This is a genomic window from Streptosporangium sp. NPDC020145, assembly GCF_040631275.1.
In the GTDB taxonomy this organism is placed as follows: domain Bacteria; phylum Actinomycetota; class Actinomycetes; order Streptosporangiales; family Streptosporangiaceae; genus Streptosporangium.
In genome coordinates this window covers 37849-64657 of record NZ_JBEXZT010000023.1, presented here as the reverse complement: position 1 = coordinate 64657, position 26809 = coordinate 37849, and the positions used below count along the sequence as shown (strand labels likewise).

At 70.7% G+C, this 26809-nt stretch carries 26 protein-coding genes; 13 read left to right on the top strand and 13 right to left on the bottom strand.

Annotated elements, in window-relative coordinates; genetic code table 11:
• Nucleotides 1-3: 3 nt before the first annotated feature.
• The 5 genes from egtD (at nucleotide 4) to ABZ463_RS31450 (ending at nucleotide 6533) form a co-directional block, all read left to right on the top strand.
• Complete coding sequence (egtD, locus tag ABZ463_RS31470) at nucleotides 4-984, top strand: L-histidine N(alpha)-methyltransferase (RefSeq protein ID WP_362781607.1); 981 nt, start codon at nucleotides 4-6, stop codon at nucleotides 982-984.
• 238 nt (nucleotides 985-1222) lie between these two features.
• Nucleotides 1223-2323: a M20/M25/M40 family metallo-hydrolase gene (locus ABZ463_RS31465; protein ID WP_362781605.1), complete on the top strand. Its 1101-nt coding sequence runs from the start codon at nucleotides 1223-1225 to the stop codon at nucleotides 2321-2323.
• Between the two features lie 419 nt (nucleotides 2324-2742).
• Nucleotides 2743-3858 (top strand): histidine kinase, encoded by a 1116-nt coding sequence (locus ABZ463_RS31460; protein ID WP_362781603.1) that lies wholly within the window; start codon nucleotides 2743-2745, stop codon nucleotides 3856-3858.
• 11 nt (nucleotides 3859-3869) lie between these two features.
• Nucleotides 3870-4523, top strand: coding sequence for a response regulator transcription factor (locus ABZ463_RS31455; RefSeq protein ID WP_362781601.1), 654 nt, complete (start codon nucleotides 3870-3872; stop codon nucleotides 4521-4523).
• A gap of 387 nt (nucleotides 4524-4910) precedes the next feature.
• A complete protein-coding gene (locus ABZ463_RS31450; protein WP_362781599.1) occupies nucleotides 4911-6533 on the top strand; it encodes a carboxylesterase/lipase family protein in 1623 nt (540 codons plus the stop codon).
• A 132-nt stretch (nucleotides 6534-6665) separates the two neighbouring features.
• Here the strand turns inward: ABZ463_RS31450 and ABZ463_RS31445 are convergent, their stop codons facing one another.
• Entirely contained in the window at nucleotides 6666-7469 is an 804-nt protein-coding gene (locus tag ABZ463_RS31445) for an MOSC N-terminal beta barrel domain-containing protein (protein WP_362781597.1), read from the bottom strand.
• A gap of 86 nt (nucleotides 7470-7555) precedes the next feature.
• Complete coding sequence (locus ABZ463_RS31440; protein WP_362781595.1) at nucleotides 7556-8416, bottom strand: oxidoreductase; 861 nt, start codon at nucleotides 8414-8416, stop codon at nucleotides 7556-7558.
• 114 nt (nucleotides 8417-8530) lie between these two features.
• Here ABZ463_RS31440 and ABZ463_RS31435 point away from each other — a divergent pair, with 114 nt between their 5' ends.
• The 7 genes from ABZ463_RS31435 (at nucleotide 8531) to secY (ending at nucleotide 14313) form a co-directional block, all read left to right on the top strand.
• The gene (locus tag ABZ463_RS31435; protein WP_352011213.1) at nucleotides 8531-9169 is read left to right on the top strand and encodes a DNA-binding response regulator; all 639 of its coding nucleotides are present in this window, start codon (nucleotides 8531-8533) and stop codon (nucleotides 9167-9169) included.
• 301 nt (nucleotides 9170-9470) lie between these two features.
• Nucleotides 9471-9731: a hypothetical protein gene (locus ABZ463_RS31430; RefSeq protein ID WP_352011214.1), complete on the top strand. Its 261-nt coding sequence runs from the start codon at nucleotides 9471-9473 to the stop codon at nucleotides 9729-9731.
• A 1-nt stretch (nucleotide 9732) separates the two neighbouring features.
• Nucleotides 9733-10140 carry a hypothetical protein gene (locus ABZ463_RS31425; RefSeq protein WP_362781592.1) on the top strand — a complete coding sequence of 136 codons (408 nt, stop codon included), beginning with the start codon at nucleotides 9733-9735 and terminating at the stop codon, nucleotides 10138-10140.
• 19 nt (nucleotides 10141-10159) lie between these two features.
• Entirely contained in the window at nucleotides 10160-10387 is a 228-nt protein-coding gene (locus tag ABZ463_RS31420; RefSeq protein WP_352011216.1) for a hypothetical protein, read from the top strand.
• A 21-nt stretch (nucleotides 10388-10408) separates the two neighbouring features.
• Nucleotides 10409-11611 (top strand): radical SAM protein, encoded by a 1203-nt coding sequence (locus ABZ463_RS31415; protein ID WP_362781589.1) that lies wholly within the window; start codon nucleotides 10409-10411, stop codon nucleotides 11609-11611.
• Nucleotides 11608-12789: a cupin domain-containing protein gene (locus ABZ463_RS31410; RefSeq protein ID WP_362781587.1), complete on the top strand. Its 1182-nt coding sequence runs from the start codon at nucleotides 11608-11610 to the stop codon at nucleotides 12787-12789. Before ABZ463_RS31415 ends, ABZ463_RS31410 begins: the two co-directional genes overlap by 4 nt.
• Before the next feature lie 201 nt (nucleotides 12790-12990).
• Entirely contained in the window at nucleotides 12991-14313 is a 1323-nt protein-coding gene (secY, locus tag ABZ463_RS31405) for a preprotein translocase subunit SecY (protein WP_352011219.1), read from the top strand.
• On the opposite strand, the gene ABZ463_RS31400 is transcribed toward secY, so the two are convergent.
• The 9 genes from ABZ463_RS31400 to ABZ463_RS31360 form a co-directional block, all read right to left on the bottom strand.
• Entirely contained in the window at nucleotides 14288-14959 is a 672-nt protein-coding gene (locus ABZ463_RS31400) for a response regulator transcription factor (protein WP_362781585.1), read from the bottom strand. The two genes, secY and ABZ463_RS31400, sit on opposite strands and share 26 nt — an antisense overlap.
• Nucleotides 14956-16125: a histidine kinase gene (locus ABZ463_RS31395; RefSeq protein ID WP_362781583.1), complete on the bottom strand. Its 1170-nt coding sequence runs from the start codon at nucleotides 16123-16125 to the stop codon at nucleotides 14956-14958. Before ABZ463_RS31395 ends, ABZ463_RS31400 begins: the two co-directional genes overlap by 4 nt.
• A gap of 75 nt (nucleotides 16126-16200) precedes the next feature.
• Complete coding sequence (locus ABZ463_RS31390) at nucleotides 16201-16677, bottom strand: Pycsar system effector family protein (RefSeq protein ID WP_362781581.1); 477 nt, start codon at nucleotides 16675-16677, stop codon at nucleotides 16201-16203.
• Nucleotides 16678-16777: 100 nt separating this feature from the next.
• Nucleotides 16778-18199, bottom strand: a complete 1422-nt coding sequence (locus ABZ463_RS31385; protein ID WP_362781579.1) for a hypothetical protein — start codon at nucleotides 18197-18199, stop codon at nucleotides 16778-16780.
• A gap of 1 nt (nucleotide 18200) precedes the next feature.
• Complete coding sequence (locus tag ABZ463_RS31380; RefSeq protein ID WP_352011224.1) at nucleotides 18201-19478, bottom strand: OmpA family protein; 1278 nt, start codon at nucleotides 19476-19478, stop codon at nucleotides 18201-18203.
• Nucleotides 19475-20365, bottom strand: a complete 891-nt coding sequence (locus tag ABZ463_RS31375) for a hypothetical protein (RefSeq protein WP_352011225.1) — start codon at nucleotides 20363-20365, stop codon at nucleotides 19475-19477. The genes ABZ463_RS31380 and ABZ463_RS31375 overlap by 4 nt, the downstream gene beginning before the upstream one ends.
• Nucleotides 20362-22539, bottom strand: coding sequence for a hypothetical protein (locus ABZ463_RS31370; RefSeq protein ID WP_362781577.1), 2178 nt, complete (start codon nucleotides 22537-22539; stop codon nucleotides 20362-20364). Before ABZ463_RS31370 ends, ABZ463_RS31375 begins: the two co-directional genes overlap by 4 nt.
• The gene (locus tag ABZ463_RS31365; protein ID WP_362781575.1) at nucleotides 22536-23318 is read right to left on the bottom strand and encodes a hypothetical protein; all 783 of its coding nucleotides are present in this window, start codon (nucleotides 23316-23318) and stop codon (nucleotides 22536-22538) included. Before ABZ463_RS31365 ends, ABZ463_RS31370 begins: the two co-directional genes overlap by 4 nt.
• A 143-nt stretch (nucleotides 23319-23461) precedes the next feature.
• Nucleotides 23462-24175 carry a Crp/Fnr family transcriptional regulator gene (locus ABZ463_RS31360; RefSeq protein ID WP_352011228.1) on the bottom strand — a complete coding sequence of 238 codons (714 nt, stop codon included), beginning with the start codon at nucleotides 24173-24175 and terminating at the stop codon, nucleotides 23462-23464.
• Nucleotides 24176-24370: 195 nt separating this feature from the next.
• On the opposite strand from ABZ463_RS31360, the gene ABZ463_RS31355 reads away from it, so the two are divergent.
• Entirely contained in the window at nucleotides 24371-24844 is a 474-nt protein-coding gene (locus ABZ463_RS31355) for a DUF1992 domain-containing protein (protein ID WP_362781573.1), read from the top strand.
• Between the two features lie 151 nt (nucleotides 24845-24995).
• Here ABZ463_RS31355 and ABZ463_RS31350 read toward each other — a convergent pair whose 3' ends face one another.
• On the bottom strand, nucleotides 24996-26045 hold the full coding sequence (locus ABZ463_RS31350; RefSeq protein WP_352011230.1) for an aldo/keto reductase: 1050 nt from the start codon (nucleotides 26043-26045) through the stop codon (nucleotides 24996-24998).
• Nucleotides 26046-26137: 92 nt separating this feature from the next.
• On the bottom strand, nucleotides 26138-26806 hold the full coding sequence (locus ABZ463_RS31345) for a response regulator transcription factor (protein ID WP_352011231.1): 669 nt from the start codon (nucleotides 26804-26806) through the stop codon (nucleotides 26138-26140).
• Between the last annotated feature and the right edge of the window lie 3 nt (nucleotides 26807-26809).

Sequence of the window (26809 nt, the reverse complement as noted above, 5' to 3'; positions counted from 1 at the left end):
ATCATGCCCGTCAGCCAGTCCGACGTACGCCTGACCAACCATCTCGGTGACGACTACCTCAGCCAGGCCCTTGAGCACGACGTCCGCGCCGGGCTGACGTCCGACCCCAAGTGGCTGCCGCCCAAGTGGTTCTACGACGAGACGGGCAGTGAGCTGTTCTCCCAGATCACCCGGCTGCCCGAGTACTACCCGACCCGCAGGGAGCTGTCCATCCTGCGCAGGCACTCGACCGACATCGCCGCCGACAGCGGGGCGGACACGCTGGTCGAACTGGGCTCGGGGACCAGCGAGAAGACCGTGCTGCTGCTCGACGCCCTGGCCTCGGCCGGGACGCTGCGCGCCTACACCCCGGTCGACGTGGACGCCGTCACCCTCGGCGACGCCGCGCGGCGCCTCGCCGCCCGCTACCCGGGGATGGCGGTGCACGCGGTCTGCGCCGACTTCGAACGCCACCTGGCGCTGTTGCCCAAGCGGGGACGGCGGATGGTGGCCTTCCTCGGCGGCACCATCGGCAACCTCGACCCCGAGGCCAGGGCCGTGTTCCTCAAGGAGCTGCGCGCCACCCTCTCCCCCGGCGACTCCTTCCTGCTGGGGGCCGACCTGGTGAAGGACACCGGGCGGCTGGTCGCGGCCTACGACGACGTGGCCGGGGTGACGGCGGCCTTCAACAGGAACGTCCTGCACGTGCTCAACCACCGGCTCGACGCCGACTTCGAGCCGGACGCCTTCGAACACGTCGCGCTGTACGACCAGCGCAACGACTGGATCGAGATGCGGCTGCGCGCGAGCCGCGCCATGACCGTGCGGATCGCCGCCCTCGACCTGTCGGTCTCCTTCGAGGCGGGAGAGGAGACCCGTACCGAGATCAGCGCCAAGTTCCGTCAGGAGGGCCTGCGCCGGGAACTGGTCGCGGCCGGATTCACCCCGAGCCGGACCTACACCGACCCGACGGGGGACTTCACCCTCGTCCTCGCCCACGCGTGACGGATTCACCCGCCCGTGGCCCGTCCACACGCGACCGAGTTCACCATCGTGCGGTTCGTCCACCGTGACGGAGTCAATCGTGTGATTCGTCCGTTCGTGGTGGATTCGCCTGCCCGTGACCTGTTCGCGCATGGTTCGTTCGCGTGTGGTTCCTTTCGCACGTGACCAGGTTCGTCATCATGTGCTTCCTCCGCCCGTGACGGGTGACGGAAGCGCCGGGGCGGGGGACGATGAGGCGGTGGATCTGGACTCCCTCCTCGTGACGGCACGGCGGCTGCTCGCCGTGCCGTCGACCGCCGACCGCCCCGGCGACCTGCGTGAGGCGCTCGAACTCGTGCTCGGCCTCCTCGCCGACGACTCGTTCACGGTCGAACGGTTCGTCTCGAACGGCAAGCCGAGCGCGCTCGTCTACCCCGGTCCCCGCAGGCCCCGGTTCCGGGTCGTCCTCAACGCCCACCTCGACGTGGTGCCCGCGCCACCGCACCAGTTCAGGCCCCGCCTCGAAGGCACCCGCCTGTACGGCAGGGGCGCCCACGACATGAAGGTGTCCGCGCTGGTCGAGACACTCGTCTTCCGCGAACTCGCCGGGGCGCTGCCGTACCCGATCGGGCTGCAGCTCGTCACCGACGAGGAGGTCGGCGGCCTGGACGGCACGGCCCACCAGATCGACCAGGGCGTGACCGCCGACTTCGTCGTCATCGGCGAACAGAGCGGGCTGCGGGTCGTGACCGACTCCAAGGGCATGGTGTCCGCGAACCTGCGGGCGAACGGACTCGGCGCGCACAGCGCCTACCAGTGGCTCGGCGACAACGCGCTGCTCAAGCTGAACCGCAGCCTGGGGGCCCTGCTTGAGCGCTACCCCGTGGCGACCGAGGAGGCCTGGCGGACCACGGTGAACGTCGCCAGGATCGAGACCTCCAACACGGCCCGCAACCAGGTGCCCGACCAGGCGGAGGCGTGGCTGGACATCCGCTTCCCCGCCGGTGACCCCGACCTGGACGGCAGGACCGAGGAGGAGGTCACCGCGCACCTGGCGGCCTTCTGCGCGCCGGGCGTCGTGCCCGTCGTCACCCACGTCGCCCCGCCGCACCACGCCGACCCCGAACGGCCCGAGGTGCTCGGGCTGCGGCGGGCGGCGCGCAACCAGGGCTACGACGGCGCCCTGCTGCGCAAGCACGGCGCCGCCGACGGCCGCTTCTACTACCGCCGGGGCATCGACGCCGTCATCTTCGGCATCGGCGGGGACGGGCAGCACGGCCCCGAGGAGTACGCCGACATCACCACGATCGAGCCCTACCGCAGGGCCCTGCGCGAGTTCCTCACCGACCTCGGGCCGTGAGTCCCCGGGCGTGCGCCCTCCGGGCATGGGCCTCGGGCCTCGGACCTCGGGATGTGGGCGTCACGTCGTGAATCCCGGCGTGAGCCCTCTGGGCACGGGCCTCGGGACGCGGGCCTCGGGACATGGGCGTCACGTCGTGAATCCCAGGGCGTGAGCCCTTGCACGTGGACCTCGCCGCCCGGATCCCGCCCCCGGGAGTTCGCCCTGGAGGTTCCCCTATGGGAGCCGGCCCAGAGAGTTCCCTCCCGGGAGGGAGGGCGGCCTCGGTCGGGCGAGGGAGGCGTGTCCCGGTGGGGGGCGCATAGCCTTACAGGACTCCTCAATGGTCGGCGGCCTGGCCGTCGAACGGGGCGGGAGTCCAACGGCGCATAGCCTTACAGGGCTCCTCAATGGGGCTTTCGACCCGGACGGTGACACCAGTGGACTCCCTACGCGCGCCGAACCTCCTGCGCGTGCCCCGGGCCGACGTCGCGATCGCCGCCGTCGTCACGGCCGCGACGGTGGTACCGGTCCTGCTGCCTCGCCTCCAGCCGTGGTGGGTCGTGGTCCTGGCCCTGCTGTCCTCGGCGCCGGTCCTGTGGCGGCGGACGCTGTTGATCGCGGCGAGCCTGGTCGCGGGCCTGGCGATGACGGCGCTGGTGCTGATGCAGGACGCGCTCACGCATCCGCCGTTCCTGCTCATGCCGTACGGCCCGCTGGTGTGCACCTACACCATCGCGGCCCTCGCCCCGCCGACGCTGCGGATGATCGGCGTCGGGCTGCTGGCCGTCGGGGTGCTGACCTCCCTGATCCTGCCGCACGAGGACTTCGACACCTTCCGCTACGTGGTGACGGCCTACGTCGCCGCCTACGCGCTGGGGGTCGGCGCCAGGGCCAGACGCGCGCAGCGCGGGATGGTCGAGGAACGCGCGCGGCGGCTGCGTGAGGAACGGGCGGCGGCGGTCGCCGAGGAACGTACCCGCATCGCCCGCGACATGCACGACATCGTGACCCACTCGGTCGGGCTCATGGTCGTGCAGGCCGAGGCGGGGCCCCTGGTCGTGCGGGACGACCCGGCGCGGGCGGAGATGGTGTTCGAGGCGATCGCGACGGCCGGGCGGGACGCCGTCGGCCAGCTCCGCCTGATCCTCGGGACACTGCGGGACGGCCCGGTCCGCGAACCGCAGCCCGGCCTCGAAACCCTGGCCGACCTGGTCGAACGCACCCGTGGGGCCGGTCTCGACGTGGTCGTCGAGGAGCACGGGACCCGGTCGCCGGTCCCGGCGGCGGTGGACATCGCCGCCTACCGGATCGTCCAGGAGTGCCTGACGAACGTCCTGCGGCACGCGGCCGTACGCACAGCGCGGCTGCGCCTGACCTGGTCGGGACGGGCGCTGACGATCGAGGTCACCGACGGGGGCGGCGGCACGGCCGAGTTCCGCGAGGGACACGGCGTCGTCGGGATGCGCGAACGCGCGGCCTCCTGTGGGGGCGGCCTCACCGTCGATCCCCGGGGGTTCACCGTCACCGCCGTCCTCCCCCTCGGCTCTCTCTGACAGGGGCTCCCATGCGTGTGCTCGTCGCCGACGACCAGGACCTGTTCCGCGCCGGTTTCTCGCTGATCCTCAACGCCCACCCCGACATCACGGTCGTCGGGGAGGCCGCCGACGGGACCGAGGCCGTCGCCAAGACCGTCGAGCTCCAGCCCGACCTGGTCCTCATGGACATCCGCATGCCCCGGATGGACGGCGTCGCGGCCACGGCGGAGATCTGCCGCCGCACCTCGGCGAAGGTGCTGGTCCTGACGATGTACGACGTCGACGAGTACGTCTACGACGCGCTGCGCGCCGGGGCAGGGGGCTTCCTGCTCAAGGACGCGCGGCGGGAGGAGCTCGTGCGCGCGGTCCTGCTCGTCGCCTCGGGGGAGGCGCTGCTCGCCCCGGCCGTGACCCGCAGGCTGATCGAGGACGTCGTACGGCGCGGCACCGCCAGGCCGGAGCTGCGCAGACGGCTCGGCGAACTGACCGACCGGGAGACCGACACGTTGCGGCTGATCGCCCGGGGGCTGTCCAACACCGAGATCGCCGCCGAACTGGTGGTCAGCGAGCACACGGTCAAGACGCACGTGAGCAACCTGCTGACCAAACTCGGCCTGCGGGACCGGGCCCAGGCCGTCGTGTTCGCCTACGAGTCAGGCCTGACCGTCCCCGGCTCCGCGTAGCCCGGTCTCCTGTCTCCGTACGGCTCCCGGCTCCGTGCGATGCCCGGCCCCATGAGTTCCGGCGCCGCGTAATCTCGGTCCCCTGTTTCGTACGGTTCCCGTGTGATGCCCGGCTCCATAGCTCCGGTGCCGCGTACCCCTGCCCCCTGCTTTCCGTACGGCTCCCGTAGGTCCTCTTGTCCCCGTGTGGTGCCCCGGCCCCCGCCCGGCAGGCCCTTTTGGTCCCTGCGCGGTTCCCGGCCCTGTCGGCCTTTCGCCCCGGAGCGGTTCCCCGCTCTCTGGTTCCTGGTTCTCGCGGGTGATTCCGGGTTCGCTCGGCAGGCCGATCCGCGACGGTGCCCTCCGCCGCGAGGCTCTCCTCGATCCACACAGCCCGAGGAGGTCTCGATGTTCCGTTCGCTCCGCCTGCCCATCTCCCTGCCCGCCGCTCTGGCCGTCGCGGGGGCGGCCCTGACGCTGGCCGTACCCGCCACCGCGTCCACCGCCGGCGCAGCCGGGGGTACGGCCTGCGTGACCCGGACCTCGCTCGGCGTCGTCTCGGGGACGGCCACGGACGGCCTGTGCGCCTTCCGCGGCATCCCGTACGCGCAACCACCCGTCGGGAGGCTCCGGTTCAGGCCACCGCGCCCGGTGTCCCCGTGGCGGGGCACGCTCAAGGCCGTCGACGGCACCAGGGTCTGCCCCCAGGGCCGCGACCAGATGTCGGAGGACTATCCCGACGACAGGAAGGTCTACACCGACGAGGACTGCCTCCACCTGAACGTGTGGACGCCGAAGCCGGACCGCTCGAAACGACCGGTGATCGTCTTCATCCACGGCGGCGCCGCCGCGTACGGCACCGGCAACGAGCCTCGCTACGACGGGACGAACCTGGCCACCAGGGGGGACGCGGTGGTCGTCTCGCTCAACTACCGGCTCGGGCTGCTCGGCTGGGCCGAACTCGGCGGCCTCGACCCGGCCTACCGGGGCTCGGGCAACAACGGGCTGCGCGACCAGATCGCGGCGCTGAGCTGGGTGCGCGACCACGTGGCCGACTTCGGCGGCGACCCGGCCAACGTCACCGTGGTCGGGGAGTCCGCGGGCGCGTTCTCGATCAGCGCGATGCTCGCCACCGACCACCCCGAGCGGCTGTTCCGCAGGGCCGTACTGCAGAGCGGCAGCGGGGCCCTGGTGCACACCGCGGCGTTCGAGCGGAAGCTGGCCTCGACCCTGCCGGTGCGCGACCTCGCCGCGCTGCGGACGATGCCCGTGGCCGAGCTTCTCAGGGTCCAGGAGAAGGCCGTGGCCGCCTTTCCCGGCGCGGCCGGGCACGCGCTCTACTTCGGCCCGTACGTCGACGGGACGCTGGTCCGCGACACGGTGACCAAACGGGTGAAGGCGGGCAACGCCCGGGGGATCGACCTGCTGATCGGCACCGACCGGGACGAGATGAACTTCTTCGGCCAGTACTCCAAGGACGGGCTGGGAACCCTCGCCGAGCAGTACGACGCGTTCTTCCCGAAGGAGCTGGCCGCCCGGCGCGCCCGGATGACCGAGGTCTACCGCAGGGACAGGACGAAGCAGGCCGCGGCCCTGGCGATGTTCACCGACCAGGGCATGCGGGTGCCCGCCCTGAGGCTCGCCGAGGCGCAGAGCCGCTGGCGGCCGACCTACGTGTACCAGTTCGACTGGGCGCCGCCGAAGGGCGTCGGGGCGGTGCACACGATCGAGCTGCCGTTCATGTTCGGCACGCTGCGCTTCGTCGGCGTCCAGGGTGGCCCCGAGGCCCTGCGGACCGACCGGGCGCGGCTGACGACCCTGTCGGCCCAGATGATCGACGCCTGGGCCTCCTTCGCCCGCACGGGCGACCCGGACGCGCGCCGTACGGTCCCGCGTCCCGCCTGGCCCGCCTACCGGGTGCCGCGGCGCGCCACGATGATCTGGGACCTCTCCCCCAGGGTGGCCGACGACCCCAGGGGGCACGAGCGCGCCCTGTGGGACGGCGTCCCCTTCGACGGCGCCTACCTGTGACCGGCCGTCGGCCGACGTCCCTCACCGGGGCGGGGGCGTCGGCCGGACCGGCACCAAGCCCCACAGGAACGACCGGACTCGAACGGCCATCGCCGGCCGGTCAGGATAAAGTGACAATCCAATGACAGATTGTCACTCCAGGAGGACGACCGGGTCGCCGACGCGGATCGTGCCCGGGGTGTGGGGCAGGCCGGACTTGCCGAAGACGACGCGTGGCTTGTCCGTCCTGACGGTCCGGTATCCGGCGAGTGTGCGCAGCGGCTCCCGGCCTCTGACCCCCGTCGCCTGGTCCACGTTGACGATCACGCAGCGCCCGCAGGGTTTGACCAGCTCGACCTCGATCTCGCCGATCCGCAGCCGCCGTACCCCGTCCTCCTCGAACGGCTCGCGCCAGCCGGAGACGACGATGTTCGGGCGGAAGCGGTTCATCGGCACCGGCTCCGCCAGCCGCGTGTTCAGCTCGGCCAGCGACTCGGCCGAGGTGACCAGCAGCGGGAGGGCGTCGGCGTAGCGGAGTTCCCCGACGGCGTGCCTCGGGTTGATCCTGCGGACGTGGTCGTCGGGGAAACACACCAGGCGGCAGGGGACGCCGAGCACCGTGGAGAACCAGTCGGCCGCCTCCTCCCCCTGGTCCACGCCCCGGTGCGGGGCGTTGAAGAGGGTGATGTCCCGCGCGGGCAGGTCACGCCGTACCTCGTGGGTGAGCGGGGCCGTCGCGGACGGGTCGGGGGGCTCGACCCTGAGCTTGTCGCCGTCGTAGACCGGCCGCAACAGCGCCATCCCCGGCACCTCCCGCTGGGACAGGTGCGTGCCGTCCGGCGAGACGAGCATCAGCTCGCGGTCGTGTCGTATCCCCCTGGGCGTGATCTCCGCCTCCCGCAGCGCGGTGCCCGCGCAGCTCTTGAGCGGATAGACGTTCAGCTCCGTCACGATCACATGGATCTCCGTGCGGTCATGGCCGCGACCCTACGCGTCCACGGGAACGACCAGAAGGCTTCCCCGGCGAATCTCACAACAAAATGTCAACCTTGCTGAAGGCCGAGGGTGTTCAGCTCCGTGACCTCCCGCTCGTCCAGCACAAGGTCGGCGGCGGCCGTGTTCTCGGCGAGGTGCGCGAGCGAGGAGGTCCCCGGGATGGCCAGCATGACCGGGGAACGGGCGAGCAGCCAGGCCAGCATGACCTGCGCGACCGTGGCCCCGTGCCGGTCGGCGATCCGCCTGATCCGCCCGTCGTCCGGCAGCCCGAACCCGCCGAGCGGGAAGAACGGCACGTACGCGACCCCCTCCCGCTCGCACTCGGCGAGCAGGTCAAGGTCGTCCTGCCGGGTCAGGTGGAAGTGGTTCTGCACCGCGACGACCGGCGCGATGTCCCGTGCCTCCGCGAACTGCTTCGCCGTCACGTTGCTGAGCCCGAGGTGCCGGATGAGCCCCTCCTCCCGCAGCGCGGCCAGTACGGCGAAGCGCTCCCCGATCGGCTCCTCCGACGTCCCCATCAGGCCGACCCGCAGATACACCAGGTCGAGGTGGTCCCGCCCCAGCCCGGTGAGGTTCTCCTCGACGGCGGCGCGCAGGTCACCGGGACCGGCCTCGGGCAGCCACCCGCCGGGACCACGCCGGGGACCGACCTTGGTGGCGATCACCAGGTCCTCGGGGTAGGGACGCAGCGCCGTCCTGATCAGCTCGTTGGACGAGAGATCCTCGTAGGAGTAGAACGCGGCGGTGTCGATGTGGTCCACGCCGAGTTCGACCGCCCGGCGCAGCACCGCGAGCGCGGCCTCCCTGTCGCCTCTGGGGCCGTCCCAGCTGCGTGCGGGCAACCGCATCGCCCCGAACCCGAGACGTGAGATCCGCCTGTCACCACCGAGCGTCACGTGTTTCGTCATGTCTCCGACCCTGCCGCCTCCGCCCCGCCCCACGCGAGGCGTTGGCAGCAAGCTGCCACCCGCCCTGACCTGTATGGGTTTGTCCCGTACGGCGCGGCACCGCAGACTTGGGGCGTGGACCAGGATCGGAACGTGACCCTGCGCGGAGAGCGGGAGCTGACCGCGCGGGTGGGGCACCTGCTGCTCGGCGCGCGGCGGGAGTTCTCCTGCGCGGCCGGTGACCTGGAGACCTGGAGCATGCCCGGCATGCGCGCCCGGATCGTGAAGGACCGTCCCCTGACCGTCCGCAAGCTCTTCGACGCCCGGCTCCTCGCCGACGAGGAGGGACGGCGCCATCTCGACGAGGCCGCCCGCAGGGGCGCCCTGGTACGGATCTCCACGACGGGCCTGCCGTACGAGACGATCATCGTCGACGGGCTCCTCGCGGTCCTCGCCGGGCCGCCCGGTCCCGGCGAGCGTTCCTACACCGTGGTCCGCTCCCCCGACGTGGTCGCGAACGTCAACGCGCTGTTCCTCACCGCGTGGAACGCCGCCGCCGACCTGGCCGAGTTCCGCCGTTCGGCGCCGCCCGTACTCGACCAGGAGAGCCTGCGGGTGCTGTCCATGCTCGGCAGCGGGCGCAAGGACGAGAGCGCGGCGCGTGAGCTGGGCCTGTCGCTGCGCACCTACCGTCGCCGGGTGGCCGCCCTGATGAAGGCACTCGGCGCCGACTCCCGCTTCGAGGCCGGCCTGCGCGCCAGGGACCTCGGCTGAACCGGTTCCTTCCACGCTTCGGTGCGGACGCGAACATGGTCGCAGAAATGTGGTCCGCTGAACGCCCGGAGCGTCCTTCGCGCAGGTCGACTTGTCAGGACGATCCGCACACCCCAACTCCGTGAAGCGGGATGAGAAGCCTCACTGAAACCAGTTTCCTCGACCGGTTCGAAAAGCCGGATAAAAAAGACACCCGACGACGCCATCCATCGCGCAAAGAGGGTATTGTCTTGGTTTTCCCATGATTACGGCCGGTGTCACAGCGGGATAAAAGCCTGGGAACACTGTGGAGGAGGCGGCCGTGGCGCGACACGAATTTCGTGTGGTGCTCGATTTCGAGCTCGACGAGAGCGTGATCGGCAGGATCGACCAAGCCGTGCAGAAAGCGGTGGCCATCGAACTCGCGAGCGTCGACCTCAGCGACAGGGCATGGATCAACAACCCCATCCTGGCCGCGCGGGCAGGGGGCGACGGCGGGAGGACACGGGGAATCTGGGCGGTCGAGATCTCCGGCGAGCAGATCGCGGCCACCGGGCTCAGGAAGCCGGACTTCGGGAGCTGACGTGGTGGGCGTCCACGGGGAGAAGGCGGCGGAGATCCTCTGCCCGAGCGCCCGGTGCGAGAGGGACGCGATCCTGCTGGGGGTCTTCGACGCCACCGGTCGACTCGGATACATACGTCCGGCTCTCAGGATCGATGACGAATTCGTGGCCGACGCCACCAAAGGGCGGGTTCCCGAGGAGCGTTTCCGATTCGCCCAGCCCTGCGTCGAGGACGGCTGCAGGAACTGGACCGGCGAGCGGTGCTCCGTGATCGACGACGCCCTGGAACTCGGGACCGCCACCGAATCCCTGCCGGCCTGTTCGATCCGGAGAGCATGCCGCTGGTTCACGCAGGCCGGGCCAAGCGCCTGTGCGGTGTGCCCCCTGATCGCAAGAAACGTGAGAACGGCCGATCCGGTCACTGATTGACACGAAAGGAGATCGCGTCATGCCGGATGCGAATGAAGAAAAAGTATCGGAGGGTCGGTCGACGATTTCCGTCGAGGGCCGCAAAATCCTCGGAGAAAGCATCCTGAACGGAATCATCGCACCGGGTGAGGTAATCGCGGGCTCCCTCGACTACAACCAGCACGGCGGTAATTACTCGCAGCGTGGCGGAGGCAACTACACCCAGGGCGGCGGCGGGAATTACGACCAGGCCCCGCTGCAGAAGTAGGTCCGCGCGGTGGTGGACAGGGTGGTCCGGCCGGCATGGAGCCCGGCGGAGCCGGGCTCCATTGAGGCGCTCCAGGTCGTCTACAAGGTGGCCGAACGGTGCAACATCAACTGCACGTACTGCTACTACTTCAACATGGGCGAGGAGACGGCGTTCGACAGGCCTTCACTCGCCTCCGCCGACGTCACGGAGGCGCTGGCCCACTGGATCGCCCAAGGCTGTGAAGAGCTGCGCATTCCGTGCGCGAAGATCGCCTTCCACGGCGGCGAACCGACCCTCATCGGGGTCAGAAGGTTCGCTGAGGCGTGCCGGCTCCTCCGGGAGGTCATCGAACCGGTCGCGACCGTCCTGCTGAGCATCCAGACGAACGGCACGCTGCTCGATGACCAGTGGATCGCGGCCTTCGCCGAGCACGGCGTCGCCGTGGGCGTCAGCATCGACGGGCCGCGGACGGTCAACGACCGCTTCCGCCTTGACCGGCATGGTCGTTCGAGCTTCAGCCGGACGGAGGACGCGATCCGGCGACTCGTCGAGGCCCATGGGCCCGGGAGTCCGCTGCCGTCGACCGTCAGCGTCATGCACAGCGGGAACGACTACCGCGAGGTCTACCGCTACCTGCGGGCACTGGGCGTGCGGAACATGACCTTCCTGCTTCCCGACAGGAACGCCGATGACGTCGAGTTCGTCTCCTCGGGTGCGGCGAAGCAGTACGGTTCGTGCCTCTCGGATCTCTTCCACGAATGGTTCAGCGAAGACAACACGGACGTGCACATCCGCTTCGTCGACCAGTTGCTCGACCACTTCCGGCCGGACGTGGCCCCCGGCCAGGCGTTCTGTCGGCCGCGCAAGGAGAACCAGGTCGTCATCGCACGCAGCGACGGCACCGTCGCGATCGACGACACGTTCATCCCGGCACTGGGCTGGTACACCGGGACGCCGGTGTACTCCACCGCAGAAACCAGCCTGCGCGAATTTCTCGCCGAACCGGTATTCCTGGAGGTCGAGGAGACCTTCAACACCTTGCCCGAAGGATGTGCCGGGTGCCGGTGGCGTCATGTCTGCCGCGGTGGCGACCTGGAGAACCGCTTCTCGAAGCGGAACGGGTTCGACAATCCGTCGGTGTACTGCGACGCCTACAAGGTGATGTACCAGTACGTGTGCGACGAGCTGGTGCGCAACGGCTATCCCGGTGAACTGATCACGGCGAAGTTTGGGAACGCATGACCGTCGAATTCACGCTGGCCCGGTTGCTCCAGCCGCTCACGGTGGAGACCTTCCTGCAGAAGGTGTGGGGCATCACGCACTACCACGTCGAACGCGACCGCGAAGACTACTTCGGCAGCCTGTTCGGCCCGGCAGCCGTCGAGGACGTCCTGGAGATCGTCCGGCCGGAACCGTCGACTGTGACGGTCGTGCGGGAGAACGACCGCAGGAGCCCCGACTCCTACAGGTTCGCCGACGGCACCATTGACCTCGTCCGGATCCGCAACGACTTCGCAGACGGCCACACGATCGTCATCAACGGCGTCGAGCGTCACGTGCCCACCGTCGCCTCACTGGCCCACAGTCTTGAGGTCGAGCTGAACTTCGAGACACAGGTCAACGCCTACATCACGCCGCCCGGATCGCGAGGCTTCCTCCCTCATTACGACGACCACGACGTGCTGGTCCTCCAGGTCCAGGGATCCAAAACCTGGCACGTCCACGACGACGCCGACGTGCCGCCGCACAAGATGCGACGCCGGGAGAAGGTCGTCGTGTCCGACCTCCCGGCACCGGCCGTCCTGCGGCTGAACGCGGGGGACGCGCTGTACCTCCCGCGCGGCCGCGTCCACGCCGCCACAGCCAACGCCGAGCCGTCCATCCACCTGACCGTCGGGATCCACGCACCGACCGTGCTGAAGCTCGTCACCGAGGCACTTGAGGCGCTGAGTTACCGGGACGACCGCGTCCTCGCCCAGTTGCCACCGCGGCACGTTGACGACGTGGGCGTCCGTGCGAGCCTCGACGACCTCCTGCGCGACGTGGCCAGGGCCATCGAGGACCCGGCCGTCATGGCCGAAGGTTTCGGGGCTCTGGGGGACGCCCTGGTTCGGCGTGGCCGATGCCGGCCCGTCGGGCAGTTGGTCCCCAACGCCGTCGAGGCTCCCCGGATCGACGGACGGACCCGTGTGGTCAGGTATCAGCCGCTCTACTCACGTGTACTGATGATGACGGACGGCGTCGCGCTACAGTTCGCGCAGTCGCTGGTGAGCGCCGACGCGGACCATCGGGCCGCGATGCTGTTCCTGTCGAGGAGCACCGAGCCGTTCGAGGTGCGCGATCTGCCGGAGCTGTCCGAGGCGAAGCAGATCGAGTTGGCCCGCACGCTCGTCGTGGACGGGTTCCTCGTGCGGCTGTGACCGTCAGGTCTCGCGGGCGCGGCGGGTGTTCTCCCGGCACAGCCGGTGGACCTGCCACTGTTTGCGACGGCCTCCCCCGATCGTCTCCACCGCTGATTTCCGCACTCAGACCTCTCTCGGTCCGGCATACGCGGATTCGCGTACGGCGAAGCCTCCGGTGGGCGGATGCCCGGCCGACGGCCCCGGAGGAAGACTCGGCGCATGCCGACCCTCCTCATCCGAGCCTTCCGTGTGCCGGAACTCAGGAAGAAGATCCTGTTCACGCTGGCGATCATCGCGCTGTTCCGGTTCGGGCAGATCCTCCCGGCGCCGGGGGTGGACGTGGACGCGGTGCGCTCCTGCCTGAGCGGTGCCCGGGGCGGGATCCTGGACGCGGTGCAGCTGTTCAGCGGCGGGGCGATGCTGAAGCTGTCGGTCTTCGCGCTGGGAATCATGCCGTCGATCGTCGCCGCGATCGTGATCCAGCTGCTCACGGTGACGGTTCCCCGGCTGCAGGCGCTCAAGAAGGAGGGGCAGCAGGGGCAGACGAAGATCACCCAGTACACCCGGTACCTGACGATCGCGCTCGCCGTACTGGACGCCTCGACCGTCGTCTCACTGGCCCGTACGGGCCGGATCTTCCCCACCTGCGGGCGGCAGCTCCTGCGGGACCAGGGGATGCTGACGACGATGGTGATCGTGGTCACGCTGGTCGCGGGGGCGTCCATGATCATGTGGCTGGGCGAGCTGGTCACCGAACGGGGGATCGGGAACGGCATGTCCATCCTGATCTTCACGCAGGTGGTCGCCGTCTTCCCGTCCTACCTGTCGAACATCTTCGTGCTCAACCCGTTCGCGCTGGTCACGATGCTGGCCGCCGGGATCGTCCTGGTCGCCGCCGTGGTGTTCGTCGAGCAGGCGCAGCGGCGCGTCCCGGTCCAGTACGCCAAGCGGGCGGTCGGCCGCAGGATGTACGGCGGGACCTCGACCTACCTGCCGCTCAAGGTCAACCAGGCCGGGATCACCCCCGTCATCTTCACCTCGTCGCTGCTGTTCCTGCCACAGCTGGTGGCGCAGTTCACCGGCGGCACGGGGCCCGTCGCTGCCTGGATCGAGCGCTATCTCACCTCCGGCGACCACCCCGTCTACGTGACGGCCTACCTGCTGCTGACCGTGGCCTTCACCTACTTCTACGTCTCGGTCACCTTCGACCCGGTCGAGGTGGCCGACAACATGAAGCGTTACTCCGGGTTCGTGCCCGGCATCCGTCCCGGACGGCCGACCGCGGACTATCTGGCGTTCGTGCTGTCGCGGCTGACCGCGCCCGGCGCCGCCTACCTGGCCGTGCTGTCGCTGATCCCGATCGTCGCGTTCGTACTGCTGCGCGACCCGGGGACCCAGCAGAACTTCCCGTTCGGCGGGACGACCCTGCTCATCATGGTCGGTGTCGGCCTTGAGACGGTCAAACAGATCGAGGCGCAGCTCGAACAGCGCGCCTACCGGGGCTTCCTCAAGGACCTCAGGGGGACGCCAGTCCGGACCTGACCGCGAATACGACGAGCTGCGCGCGGTCCCTGGCGCGCAGCTTGACCATGGCGCGGCTGACGTGGGTGCGGACGGTCTCCGGGCTGATGACCAGTTCGGCGGCGATCTCGTCGTTCGACCGGCCGGTGGCGACCCAGGCGACCATCTCACGTTCCCTCGGGGTGAGGGTGTCGATCCCCTCGACCGGGGCGGCGTCGTGCCTGCCGAACAGGCCGATGACCTTCCTGGTGACCGAGGGGGACAGCAGGGCCTCCCCCGAGGCGACGACCCTGATGGCGCGGGTCAGCTCCTCGGGCGCGCTGTCCTTGAGGACGAACCCGCTGGCACCCGCCTGGAGCGCGGCGAAGACGTAGGTGTCGACCTCGAAGGTCGTGACGACGACCACCCTGGTCGCGGCCAGCCCGGGGTCGGCGGCGATGGCCCGCAGCGTTTCGAGGCCGTCCATGCCCGGCATCCGGATGTCCAGCAGGAGCACGTCGGGACGCGTCTCACCGAGCAGCCGCAGCGCCCCGGCGCCGTCGGCGGCCTCCCCGGCGAACTCCAGGTCGGGTTCGCGCTCGATGAGCGCCCGCAGCCCCATCCGTACGACGGCCTGGTCGTCGGCGAGCGCCACCCGGATCGGCGCCGTGCCCGCGCGCTCGTTCATACGACCCTGGGCGGGAGGCCGGTCACGGACGGGAGATCGCCCTCGGGCGAAAGGCCGACTCCAGATGGAAGACCGGCTTCGGACGAAAGACCGGTCGCGGACAGAAGATCGGCTTCGGACGGGAAGTCGGCTCTGGAGGTGTTCGCCTTCACCGGGAAGTCGGTCTTGGCGGAAGCCGTCCCCGGCGGGAAGTGGGCCGTGACGTGGAAGCCGCCGTCCTCCCGGGGGCCGGCCTCGAACGAGCCACCGGCCCGGACCACCCTGGCCCGCATCCCGGTCAGCCCGCGTCCCTCGACGGGCGTGCCCGCCGTACCGGCCGGTGTGCCCGCCGTACCGGAACCCCGGTCGAGGACCTCGACGCGCAGGCCGTCCCGGTCGTGCGCGATCCTGACGGCGGCCTGGGTGGGACCGGCGTGGCGCAGCACGTTGGTCAGCGACTCACGCACCACCCGGTAGACCACGTCCTCAAGCTGCGGCGGGACGTACGGCCTGGCGGGCTCGACCGTGACGGCGAGCCCCGCGGCCCGCACCCCGGCGAACAACTCCGACAGGTCGTGACCGGAGGGCCCCGACTCGACGAGGTCGAGTGCGGAGCGGAGCTGGCCGAGCGCCCGTGTGCTGGTCGCGCGGATCGCCTCAAGCGACTCGCGGACCTGGTCGGGGTGTTCGTCGAACATCAGCAGGGCGAGCCCGGCCTGCATGGCGATGGTCGCCAGGCCGTGCCCCGCCGCGTCGTGCACCTCTCCGGCGATGCGTGCCCGCTCCCCGGCGATCAGCCGGGCCAGGTCTCCCTCGGCCCCGGGCTTCCCGGCCCCCGGCTCCTCGGCCTCCCCGACGCAGGGTTCCTCGGCGCTGGGCGGGACCGGTGGCGGTGGTTTGACCAGCGTCGGCGGAGGCGCGGCGGGCGCGGCGGCGAGGGTCCACGCCGTCCCTGCGGCTGCGGGCCGTACGGCGGGGGCGGCGGGGGCGTCCATGTCCTGGACGCCAGTGGTCAGGCCCCTGGCCTGGGTCAGGCCGCTGGACGGCCACGGAATGGCCAGCCAGCCGACCCACGCCAGTGTGAGGATGACCGGCAGGTCACGCAGCCGCCCCAGCCGGGACAGCGCCGCCGCGGCGGCCACGAAAGAGCCACGTGGACGGTGTTCCTGAGGCGTGTGCTCGGTCACCGTCCCCCCTCGGGTCTCCCCCAGCACAGGGCATATCCCTCTGATCCTAACCATTACCGGCCCGGGGTGTGGGGTTCAAAGTGTGGCCGTGACGACGGTCAGGACGCCGCTCAGCACCGAGACGGCCAGGCACCACAGGGCGAGCTGGATCAACCGGTACTTCGTGGAGACGATATGGCTGATCGTGTGGATCTGGTCGGTGAGCCGTCCCAGCTCGTCGGGGGACGGCCCTTCGAGCGAGGCGCGCAGAGCCTCGGGACCGGGGTGCGCGACCACGTCCCCGAAGTAGGCGTTGACGAACGGGCGGCGCAACCCGATCCGTCTCGGATACAGGGCCATCAACAGCATCGTGACCGACAGGAAGGCCGCCCCCGCCGCGGTCCAGCGCAACCACGGCCAGGAGGCCCCCCACGACCCGTTCACGACGCCGTTCACCATGTCGCCGACCACACCGCTGACCGCGATACCGATGGCCCCAAGCAGAATCGACGCCTTGGTGTCGGCCCTGTTCACCTCCTCGCGGGTCTCGGCCAGGATCGCCGTCGCCCGCATCCGCGCGTCCGGTGCCTCGCTCCGTACCCGAGCCGACCGAACCGCCCGAGCCACCGGCCCGGTCCGCGGCCTGGCCTCCGCTCCCGTCCGCCGCGAACGCCTACCCCTCACGTTCCCCCTCCCCCATCCGGCCGGTCGAATCCGTCCGGTCCGCCGATGCCGTACGGCCCGCCGGTGTCCCGCTCCACTGGGCCGTCAACCGGCCGCGTACCTCGGCGAACTCCCGCTCCAGTTCCCCCGGCTCGTACCTGCGCAGGACCTCCTGCACCTCCCGCAACGCGCCGTACTCCGGGACGGGGCCGGCCACCCCGGAGAGCTCGTCCCCGATCCACTCCGGCAACGGTGGCTCCCCCTCGGTCCCGCCGGAACCCCGGTCGGCCCTCCTGGAACCGGGGACGAACACCGGGGGCAGTTCCCCGGCCTTGCCGTGGAACCCCCGGGCGTAGGTGATGAACCGGTAGGCCTCGCCGTACCGTTCGATGACCCCGGCCACGAGGTCGTCGCGCATGGCCCGCAGGTCGCTCCAGGCCGTGACGTGCAGGCGCAGCCTCCCGCCCGCGCGCCGTACCAGAGTCCGCTCCGACCTGCGGGCCCGCGCCAGGCGGCGCCGTACCTCGGACTCCCGGGTGACGTAGGGGTCATGGGCGGCGACCTTCACCGCGATCGCGCAGAGCGACAGCGTCACGACCAGGACTGCCACGAAGTCCGCCGGGAGGGGCAACCTGCCTCCCGCGTTCACGTCCACCACCCGGAACAGCGCCCACAGGGTGGCGACCACGAGCAGCAGCGCGGGCAGGACCAGGCGCAACACCCACAGACCGAGGTTCGCGAACAACCGTGCCGCCCCGCCCCTGCTCTCCCGGCGTTCCTCGTGGGCACGTCTGGCCTGGTAGACGGCCTTGCCGAGGGTGGTCCCCGCGATGACCATGCCGAGTGTCAGCACGACACCGGGAAGCAGGGTGATCACCTGCTCCAGGAGGGAGACCGCCCGGTTGCCGACGAGCCGCTGGAAGACCCCCTGGAAGTACCAGGTGTCGAAGGCTCCGGCCGCGACGATCGCCGGCCACGCGACCACCCGAAGCCACATCGGGGGCCGGACCTTCCTGTCCGCCATGACGTCGTCGAGCCGTTCCCGTTCCCTTACGGCCCGCGTCAGCGCGCCCTCGTCGGCGAACGCCCTCAGCTCGCCCAGGGCGACCGTGGCCTCCCCGTGGGTCTTGATGAGCCTGCGCCGCCCCAGCGCCATGGGGTCGAGGTGCCGGTGCAGATGCCGTACGGCACGGCCCTTGGCGGTCAGCAGCGCGTGCATCTCCACGCTGTCGAGCTGGTCGGGCTCCCGCTCGGGGGTGACGGCGAGGTAGCGGTCGAAGTTGCGCTGCCAGCAGTCGCAGCCGTGGTGGCACAGATGTACCTCACGGGTGTCCAGCGGGGGAGGCGCCGTCTTCTCCGACACGACACGGCCCTGGATGACCGTCTCGTCCCCGGAATGGGAGTGAGCGCCGTTCGTGTAAGCGTCGTCCATGTCAGCCACGCACCCTGTAGACGATCTCGACGCGCCGGTTGCACGCCTTGGTGTCCCCCGCGCTCGGAGAGGGGCAGTTCCCCGCGACCTCTCCCCGCCCCTCGGTGCGGACGCCGCGCAGTCCCGCCTGTCGCAGGACGTCGCCGACGGCCCGCGCCCTGCGCCGGGAGAGGTCCTCGTTGTAGGTGGTGCCGCCCCGGTCGTCGGCGTATCCCGCCACCCTGACCGACTCGGGCGCCTGCCCGGCCAGTTCGTCGGCGAACCGTGTGAGCAGTTCCCGCCCACTCGCGTGGAGCACCGCGGACCCGGTCGGGAAGAGCAGGTCCTCCGGGAGGACCTTCTTCACGAACGGGTCGGGGGCCCGTTCCGTGGAGGAGAAGGCGATGACCGGGTCGGCGACGCTCACGGGAACGCCCGGGGTCCCCTGGGCGGGGTCCGTGGGGCGACCGTCGGCGATCCGGCACGGGTGGGCGCCCGTCGCGGCGCACAGCCCGCTCCACAGGCTGGTCAGCCACTTCCTGTGGCTCTGCCGTGGCTGCGGCCTGTCCGCTCCCGGGTGGCCGAGCCATGGCATCTCCACCCGCCATCCCCGCAGGTCCGGCACGGCCCGCTGCCCCTGGCAGGCCCGGACGATCCTGCCGACGATGGTGAGGTCCCGCATGGCGGTCCGTTCCAGGGAGGCGCACCCCTGTGTCGACAGGCCGTCGGTGGCCACCACGAGCCGGTGTTCGGCGTCCGGCGCGGTCGCCGGGGCGCGGTCGACGTCGAGCGCCCCGAGGACGGCGCTGCCCGGTTCGCGGGGCGGGGACGCCGCGGCGCGGCCGACGGCGTCCCTGAGGCAGTCGCCCACGTTGAGCGCGTAGGAGGAGCGGTAGCCGTCCGCCGTGGCGGTGAGGTGGGGCAGCAGGAGGTCGCCGACGACCCATTCGACCGACCCCTCCCCGTCGAACGCGCCGATCCTGATCCTCGCCGGGGTGGGGAGGCGTGTGTTCGGGAACGTGACGGCGTCGCCGACGGCCGTGCCCTCGCCGCCGAAGACGGCCCGGTACCAGTCCCACGCCCTGCCCTGCCCGTCACGGGCCGAGGCGCTGCGGTCCACGAGGAGAACGAGGTCCAGCCGGGCCTGGGCGGCGTCGGCGGCCTGTTCGCCGAGCCACCGGCACGCCTGGCCTGACGTTCCCCCGCCCGGCGCCTGGGCCGTCTGGCCGAGCAGGCCGCCGACCGAGCATCCCGTGACGGCCGTCATCGCCGTGACCGCGAGCAGGTGACGCGCCTTCATCGCTCCTCCAGCCAGGGCAGGTCGGAGGCGGGGGGCGGGACGGGCACGCCGAGCCGTTCCAGGGCGATCCGCAGCACGCCGTCGCTGGCCGCGACGAGGTCGAACACGTCCACGCTCTGCTGGGCGGCGACGACCTGTTTGACGACGTCCAGGAAGCTCTGCGCGTCCTGCCTGCGCTCCTCGACCATCGTCGTCATGACCCCGGCGACCTCCCTCGGGCTCTCGGCGAGCCGTACGGCGAAGCGCGCGGTCCAGTCCTCCATGCCCTCCGTGAGGAAGCCCCGCCAGGCGTCGCGGGCCTGTGTCATGTTGGCCATGATCATCGCATCGATCTCCGCCTTCGCCTGGATCTCCAGGAGCACCCGGCCGAGCTGTTTGCGCAGTTCACGAACCTCCTCGGTGAGGCCGACCTTGGCCTTGACGGTCGCGGTGATCGTCACGTCGTCGCACTGGTGCGGCGGGCGGGCGAACTCGACCGTGAGGGCCTCGTTGACCGCCTCCTCCGCCTCACCGGGCAGGTACGGTTCGAACCGTCGGGCGACGCGCCGGATGACCTCCTCCGCGCGCTCGTGGATCTTCGGCCGTTCGGCGGCGATGTCGGCCTTGAGCCCCGTCGTGGTGCGGCCGTCACCCGAGGTCACACACCAGGCGACCGTGACGACGACCTGGAAGGAGAAGGCGTCCCCACGGGCGGGGACGGTGAGCTCCAGCGGGGCGTCCCGTTCGTGCAGGCCCTGCTCGTCGTAGATGGAGTGCGGCGCGGGCGGGGGCTGGAAGAACCGGCGCACCGAGCCGATCGGACCGTCCTCCCCGTCCTTCCAGGGGTGGGCGATGCCGGCGGCCGCGCGGCGGGGGAGCCTTCCGAGGAGCCGGTACACGAATCTCATGAGCCTTCCGTCCTTTTCATGTGGTGGTCCAGGCGGTGGTAGAGGGGGATGTCGACGATCCGCCGCAGGTACCAGTGGCGCAGGTGGAAGCGGAGCGGCCCGCGCAGGTGGTGGTGTCCGGCCGCCTCGAAGACGGCCTCGACGACCGGCCGCACTCCGGGCGTCGTGCCCCAGTTGGCGACCCAATCGGCGAAGACATCCCAGGCGGCGCGGATCGGACTACCCGTGACGCCCGTCGGCCTCCGGGCGAACAGCCCGCATCTGAGGGCGTTTCCCCACAGGGTGACGAGGTGTTCCCGCGCCCAGCCGTGTTCCTCGCCGGTGAACTCCGTGAGCAGCAGCCTGCAGGTGTCGTTCTCCACTCCTGAGGCCAGCCGGGTCAGGGCGAGCGCGGCCGTACGGCGCAGCCCTGGATGGCCGCCGACGGCCCACTCCGCCAGCTCGGAGAGGATCTTGGACGCTGTCCCGGGGCCGTAGATCTCCATGAGTGTCCGCGAGACGGCGTCCTGGGTCGTGGGGCGCGAGGAGCGCAGCGCGATCTGCCTGAGGGCGGGCAGCGCCCGGTCGATCTGTTCGACGCCGACGCCGAGGCCGTACGCCCTGGCGACGATGGCCTGCTTCGCCGCGCTTCCCGCGGCCCACTCGCGCAGCCGGTCGAGCAGCCGGGGCACGACGTGCGGGGACAGCAGTGCCGCCTCGATGGCCCAGGCCGCGAGCCAGTGGTCGCGGGTCCTGCCGGAGACGCTCCAGCGGCGCAGGAACTCACCGTCGATGACGTCGAAGTCGTAGGTGGCGAGCCTGCCGATGGCGTGGGCGGCCTTGATGCGGACCGCCTGGTCGGGATGTTCGCACAGCCGTCCCAGCCAGGCGAGCAGGGCCTCCCTGATCGTCGGGTGTTCCTGCCAGGCGACTTCGAGCACGACGGAGGCCATGGAGGAACGGCTCAGCCGGATCCGGCTGCCCTGGCCGTGCTCGTCCGGCACCTGGGACGCCTGGGCGTAGCTCACCCACTCCGACAGCGCGTCCCACGACTCGGGATCGACGAGCACGTGGTCGGGGTCGGCGAGGATCTCGGTGAGCCGGAGTGCCGCCCGCGTGATCGTCACCGAGGGCAGTTCGTTCAGCACGGCCACTCCGAGCAGGAAGCAACGCCGCCGTACGTCGTGCTCGGGGGAGAGCAGGGCGCAGACCTGGGCGCGCAGCCTGCGCGGTTGCCCCGCGAGCGCGTTGTCGAGCCCGCCGCCCCCGCGCAGGGCCTCCGCGACGTCCTTGGCGAGCTGTACGGCGTCGGCGAGGGCGCAGCCCTCCTTCAGGTGCTCCTGGACGCCGTCGTGAGCGGTGACGTCCACCGGGGCGGCGCCGTCCAGCTCCCAGGACAGCCACCGTTCGAAGACCTGGCCGGGGGGTGGGGCGTCGTGGTCCACGGCCGACACGACGCCGGGGAACCCCTGGTCGACGAGGACCACGATCCTGGCGTTCCGCACGGCGGCGACGGCGGCGAGGTGCTGGAAGAGACCGTCCGCCGACGCGCGTGTCCACGCCCTGCCCGTGACGTCGAGAACGTAGCCGCCCTTCTCGTCGAGTTCCTCCCCCGTCAGGTCCAGCGGGTTGACGGAGTCGCGCACCCATCCGACGGGCGTCCCCTCCGTACGGCGGAACCCGAGCAACGCCATCCAGCCGGTGTCCCTGCGACCGCTGCCCCGCCCGCCCCGCAGCGCGACGACCGGCTCGTCACGCAACAGTTCGGCGAGACGCCCGCACGAGACGGTCCTGACGTGTACCCGGTTGAGGAGTTCCCGCTGGCTCGGCGCGAGGTGGACGACGCCCCCGCGCCCCTCCTCCCCCTTGCCGCCGAAGAAGATCCGGTCGGCGTGGTAGATGTTTCCCGACCTGACCCGGTAGGCGCTCCCGGCGATCGCGTCGCGCCCGGCGCGCGGAGCCTCGCCGTAGAGGTCACGCAGGTTGGCCTCGCGCAGGTGCCGTTCCTCGTCCTCGGCGGCCATGCGCTCGCGCAGGGGAAGGTCGAGCTCGCCGTCCTCGTCCTCGATCTCTCTGGAGGTCTCAGCGCGTGCCTTCTCCGCCGGGGGTTCCTTGCCGGCCTTGGCGGGCTCGGGCTTCGCGGGCTCCTCCGGCGGCCTGTCGCCCGGCTCCTGGGGCGTGGGCTCGGCGCTCATCGTCCACCGTGTCCCGCGTCGAAGCGCATGTCGCCCTGGGACTGGTAGATGTTGCCGTTCTTGACGCGGTGCTGGTCGCCCATGATGACGTCACGCGCGGCGCCGAAGGGCTTCGTCGGGCGCGGGCCTTCCGCATCCCGCGCGGGGACCGGGTCGTCGTCGGCGGGTGGGTCGAAGGCGTCCAGTTCCCGCAGCTCGTGGACGTCGACGTTCGGCAGGTAGAGATAGGCCAGGAAACGCTGCCTCTTGACCTGGACCGTCACGGGACGGAACCGCACAGGGCGAGGGTGACCGTACCCCTGGGACAGGTAGTCGTCGAAGACCCGGTCGGAGACGATCAGGACGAGGTCGGCGGCCGGGCACACCCGCAGGGCCGCACAGGCCGCGGGCGCGTTGACCAGCCGGTTCACCTGTACGGCGTGCGGCCCCGGCACGCCCATCGGTCCGGCGGGGAGCACGGGCCCCACGTGCAGGGCGACGCGCAGCCGTACCCGGGTCCAGTTGTCGCCGTACTGCCTGCGGTTGTGCACGGCGAGGGCGACGTCGAGCTCACGCACGAAGGGGTCGGCCAGGTCGAGCACGGAGGCGGGCTCGGTCAGCACCGAGAACTCTCCGTCGCCGGACACCTGTCGCGACCAGCGCGGGCGTTCGAGCCTGGCCTCCCTGGCGGCGGTGTCGAGGAGATCCGCCAGGGTCGTCTGCAGGACGGCCTGTTCACCGGCGTTGCGTGAGCCGTAGTCCTCGATGTCGCCGGAAATCATCGCCCGATATTCAGGCATGACGGCTTCCGTCATCCGCTTCCCCTTTGTCAGATCGGCGTGTCCCTTTTCGGGAGCACGGCCAACGATGACGCCGGAAGCGCGAAAGGAAGCCCTATAAATATGGTTTCGGAGAAATATCCGGTGTCACCCGGAAACGATCATCAGTTCACCTCACTCAGCTCCGCATACGTCATGAGGGAGTGACGGTCGAGAATGACGACCCTGCGGTGGCCGACCCTGACGAGGCCCCGGTCCGCCAGGCCCCGCAGCGCCTTGTGGACGGAGATCTCCTTGGCTCCGATGAGCGCGCCGAGCTCGGACTGCGACAGCCGTACCCCGATGTCCACCCCCTCGGCGCTCTCTCGGCCGTGCAGGCGGGCGAGATCGACGAGCACCCGGGCCAGGCACACGCCGACGCCGTAACCGGTGAAGTCGAGTCTGCGCCTGTTCGCCCAGCGCAGCCGGTCGCTCAGCATCGAGTTGAGCACCAACCCGGCGGAGGGGTGTTCGGCGAGATAGCCCAGAAAGGGGCGCTTACCGATGCGGATGACCATCGAACGCGCGCACGTCGTCACCGTCGCCGAACGGCTCGCCCCGTCCAGGACGGCCATCTCCCCGACAAGGTCACCGCCGATCCTGATGCCGAGAAGGGCCACGATCCCGTTCTCGACCGTGGCGGTGACCGTCACCAGCGCGTCGATCAGGAGGACCACGTGGTCACCGGGAGCCCCCTGGGCGAGCAGAACCTCCCCGGGCGGGCAGACCCTGGGTCTTCCCAGGCTGAGTAGCGAACGGCGATCCGCCTCCGCCAGTCGTGCAAGAAATGTCCCTTTAGGCCATGAACGGTCGGGACGACCGGACGGCTCGGAAACCATTGGCTCTCCGTGGGCGCCGACAAAGTACGGTCAACGCCAACCTAACACTCTCTTTCCGATGGCTCTTCGCACATGGTCAACATCGGGAAAATCCGCTTCCCGGATCTTGGACTCCATCTTGGCCTCGGATCCGGGGCGGAACATCTGCCTGGTTATCCTCGGAAAAGAACACCGGCCGCGATACGGAGGTGCCTTGTGACAGAGCGCAAACCCCTCGGCGTCAGCTTCGAGACGTGGATCGACCGGCAGATCCGCGAGGCCACCGAACGCGGCGAGTTCGACAACCTGCCCGGTGCCGGCAAGCCCATCCCCGGCGGGGGCAAGCAGGACGACGAGATGTGGTGGATCAAGCGGAAGATGCAGGAGGAGAACCTCTCCTTCCCGCTGCCGGGGACGCTCGCGCTGCGCAAGGACGCCGAGGACTCCAGGGCGGCGGCGGTGGACGCGCGCACCGAGGCCGAGGCCCGGAAGATCATCGACGAGCTCAACGCCCGCATCCGCGTCGCCCACGGCAAACCCCTGTCGGGGCCGCCGGTCTTCCAGCCGACCCTCGACGTCGAGGAGGTCCTCGCCGAGTGGCGCGAACGCCATCCCGTCGAGGACCCCCCGGCCTCCTCCGAACCCCCGACCCGGAGGAGACGCTCCTTCTTCCGCCGCGGGAAGGGCTGACCCCCCCGCCACCGGAGACCCCCACCGCGGGAACGGCCGAACCCCCGCCGCGGAAGACTCCCTCCGCGGGAACGGCCGAACCTCGCCGCGGAAAACTTCCGTCGCGGGAGCAGCCGAACCCCCGCCACGGAACAGATCAGGACAGGACGGATCAGACCGCGGCGCGGTCGTCCGTCGTACGGCGGCGCAGCGCCACGTCGGTCAGCGCGGGCGGCTGCCAGGCCCCGTCCGGGTGGTAGACGTCGGTGCCGGGCGGCACGATCTCGTCGATCCGGTCGAGGGTCGCGTCGTCGAGGACGAGCGAGGCCCCCTTCAGCGTCGCGTCGAGCTGGGCGGGGGTCCGCGGCCCGATGATCACGGAGGTGACGGCCGGGTGCGCGGCCGGGAAGGCGACGGCCAGCTCGGGCAGCGTGCAGCCGAGTCCGTCGGCGACCTCGACGAGCTGCTCGACGACGTCGAGCTTGGTCGCGGTCAACGGCAGTGCGGGGTCGAAACGCGCGGGCGCCAGGGCGGCGCGGCCCGTGGTGAGGTCGATGTCCTGCCCCTTGCGGTACTTGCCGCTCAGGAAGCCCCAGGCCAGCGGGCTCCAGGTGAGCGCCCCCATGCCCAGCCGCCGGCAGGTCGGCAGCACCGAGCGCTCCGCGCCCCTGGCCAGCAGCGAGTACGGCGGCTGCTCGGTCCTGAAGCGCATCAGTCCCCGGCGTTCGGCGACGTGGTAGGCCTCGACGACCTCCTCGGCGGGGAAGGACGAGCAGCCGAAGGCGCGGATCTTGCCCTGCCGTACGAGATCGCTCAGGACGGAGAGGGTCTCCTCGATGTCGGTCCTGTGGTCGGGGCGGTGGACCTGGTAGAGGTCGATCCAGTCGGTCCTCAGCCGCCTGAGGCTCTCCTCGACCTCCTTGACGATCCAGCGCCGGGAGTTGCCGCTCCGGTTGGGGCCCTCGCCCATCGGGAAGTGGACCTTGGTCGCGAGGACGACCTCGTCGCGGCGGCCGAGCAGCGCCTTGCCGACGATCTCCTCCGACTCGCCCGCCGAGTACATGTCGGCGGTGTCGACGAAGTTGACGCCCTGGTCGAGCGCGGTGTGGATCATCCGGACGCACTCGTCATGGTCGGGGTTTCCCACCGCGCCGAACATCATGGTGCCCAGACAGTGGACGCTCACCTCGATGCCGGTGCCGCCGAGAACGCGGTAGCGCACGGTCGTGCTCCTTCGATGGTCGTTTTCGGTGACCGGCACTCTAGGTGCTGGAGTCCACTCCAGGGCAAGCCGTGCCTCCTGGACCAAGCGGGTCACAGCAGCCCGGCGTCACGGACCTTCATCGCGACCTGGACGCGGTTCTCCACCCCGAGCTTGGCGAAGATCCGGGTGACGTTCGCCTTGACGGTCGCCACGCTCATGTGGAGGCGTTCGGCGATCTCGGTGTTCGAACCGCCCCGCGCCACCTCGACCGCCACCTCGCGCTCACGCTCGGTGAGCCTGTCCAGCTCCCGCCGCGCCCCCGCGTCATACGGGCCGTGCGGCCCCTGCGCGCCGTACGGCCCGCCGGTCGCGGCGGCGATCACCTGGTGGGTGACGCTCGGCGAGAGCACCGCCTCGCCCCTGGCGACGGCGCGGACCGCCTCGACCATCCGGGGCGGCGGCGTGTCCTTCAGCAGGAAGCCCGCGGCGCCGAGCCGCAACGCCCGCAACACCATGTCGTCGGCGTCGAAGGTGGTGAGCACGACGATCCTGGGGGCGTCCGGTTCGGACAGCAGCAGCTCGGTCGTGGTCAGCCCGTCCTGCTCGGGCATCCGGATGTCCATCAGCACGACGTCGGGTTCGAGGTCGCGGATCACGGCCATGGCCCGCAGGCCGTCCCCGGCCTCCCCGACGATCTCCAGGTCGGACTCGCCGCCGAGGATGAGCCGCAGCCCGGTGCGCACCATCGGGTCGTCGTCCACGATCACCAGCCGGATCACGGG